Genomic DNA, 2,249 nt, shown 5'->3' on the forward strand with positions numbered 1-2,249 from the left:
ACAGGTTCAGCGTGGGGCTCAGGCGCCAGTACGCCATCAGCTTGGCCGTGGTGTAGCTGGGCAGCTCAAACGCGGCGGTGCCCGCATTGGCCTCGGCCTGCGTGCGGGCCTGGCCCAGGCGTTTGCCCACGTGCGTCACGCCGCCGCCCACGCCATAGCGCTGGCCGTTGGCGAGCTGGTTTTCGTACACCGCCAGCACGCTGCCGTTGATGCGCGGCACGTTCAGCAGGCGGCCGCCCACCTCCAGCGTGTTGTCGCGGGTGACCTCCACATCGTTGATGACCAAGCTGGCATTCACGCGCCAGTGGGGGCTCACGCGGCCCGCCAGGTCCAGCTCCAGGCCCCGGCTGCGCACCTCGCCTGCGGCCACCGAGAAGCCCGCATTCAGCGGGTCGCTGGTCAGCACATTGCGCTTGGTGATGTCGAACAGCGCCGCCGTGGCGCCCAGGCGCTGGTCGGCGCTCTCCCACTTGGCGCCCAGCTCCAGCGCACGGGATTTTTCGGGATCAAAGCCATTGCCCGCCACATTGCTGCCCGTGTTGGGGCGGAAGGAACGGCCCGTGTTGGCATACACCGTCCACCCCGGCGTGGGCAGCCAGCTCACGCCCAGGCGCGGCGACACGGCCGATGGGCTTTGCGCCGTGGTGCGGTTGGTGATGCGGTTTTGCAGGCTCTGGTCGTAGTTGTCGGCCCGCAGCCCGGCCATCACGCGCCACTGCTCGCCCAGCTTCAGAGTGTCTTGCACATACAGCGCGGTGTTGCGCTGCTTTTCCAGCGTGTCGGTGTTGCGCCCCGGCGTGGGCTGCGCCTGGCCGTACACGGGGTTGAAGATGTCGATGGCATAGGGCGCGGCGGCGCTGGGGTTCACCCGCAGCATCACCGAATCCATGCTGAACCGGTAGCTTTCCACCCCCACCAACAGCTCATGCTCCAGCCCGCCCGTGCGCAGGTTGCCCTGCAGCTCGGCCTGCACGGCCACATCGTCCGACTGAAAGTCGCGATACCGCCGCTGGCGCGTCAGCGTGCGGCCATTGGCCTGCAGCGCCGTGGCCTCGGTCGAGAAGCCCTCCATCCCCGTCTCACGGTACGACAGCCCCACGCGGCTGCGCCAGTCGGGGTTCCACTCGTGCGACAGCACCAGCTGGTGCGTCTGGTTGGTCACCGTCACATCGCCATCGGCAGGCTCGCCCAAAAAGCGGCTGGCGGGTACGGCCCCAAGGCGGTTGTTGACCGCCACCACACCCCGGTCCAGCGGCGTGGCGTGGCGCAGAAATTCGGCCGTGTACTCCAGCACCGTGTCGGGCGACAGCTTCCAGGTCAACGCCGGTGCCACCACCTGCCGCTGCGCGCGCACATGGTCGCGAAAGCTGCCCTTGTCTTCCACCGCCACGTTCAGGCGGTAGGCCAGCCGGTCGTTGATGGGGCCGGTGGTGTCCAGCGCCGCACGGCCCAGGCCGTAGCTGCCCGCATAGGCCTCCACCGAATGGGCGGCCTTCCACAGCGGTTTCTTGCTCACGATGTTGAGCGTGCCGCCGGGCTCGCTGCTGCCATACAGGGCAGCCGCCGGGCCTTTGAGGAACTCCACCCGCTCCACCCCCGCCAGGTCGCGCGGCGCATTAAAGCCCCGGTTGGACGAAAACCCGTTGAGCAGCGTCGCCATGCCCGTGTTCTCGTTGCCCGGCAGGCCCCGGATGGCAATGTTGTCCCACAGCCCGCCAAAGTTGTTCTGGCGCGAGACACCGCCCACATAGTCCAGCACATCATCGAGCCGCGTGGCGCCCAGGTCGTCCAGCGTCTGGCGCGACATCACCCGCACGGATTGCGGCAGCTCGCGCAGCGGCAGGCTGGTCTTGGCGCCCTCGGCCTCGTCGGCGTAATAGGTGCCCGAGGCACTGCGGCCCACCACGTCCACGGCAGACAGGGTGGGTGGGGTGACCACATCGCCGTCTGCGGCCCAGGCGGGGTGGAGGGAGGCCAGCAGCGCGGCGGCCGCCATGGCCGTCAAGGTGGGGCGCGGCAGGGGCGCAGGGCGTGAAGAAGAAACAGAAGAAGAGGAGGAGCGCATGGCTAACCAGTCCAAAAAAACATGAACGCAAAACGAGGCCCGGCGCGCCTGGAGATGGGGCGCACGAGGTTGCGTGCCTGCACACACCCACGGGGGTGAGTGCAAGGGCGAAAACGAAAAAGGGGATGCGCTAAAGAGCGCAGGCTGGCTGGGGTCTGACGCGTGTCAGGCCCGCTGGGCTGGC

1 protein-coding gene is annotated in these 2,249 nt (G+C 68.3%); it reads right to left on the reverse strand.

Going from position 1 to position 2,249, the window contains the following annotated elements; genetic code table 11:
- Positions 1 to 1,996 (reverse strand): TonB-dependent siderophore receptor (locus tag DBR23_RS21440; RefSeq protein WP_199227771.1); only part of this gene is annotated, 1,996 nt, incomplete at its 3' end.
- Positions 1,997 to 2,249 lie beyond the last annotated feature (253 nt).

The sequence above is a fragment of the Acidovorax sp. HMWF018 genome (assembly GCF_003061035.1).
Taxonomy (GTDB): Bacteria; Pseudomonadota; Gammaproteobacteria; order Burkholderiales; family Burkholderiaceae_C; genus Acidovorax; species Acidovorax delafieldii.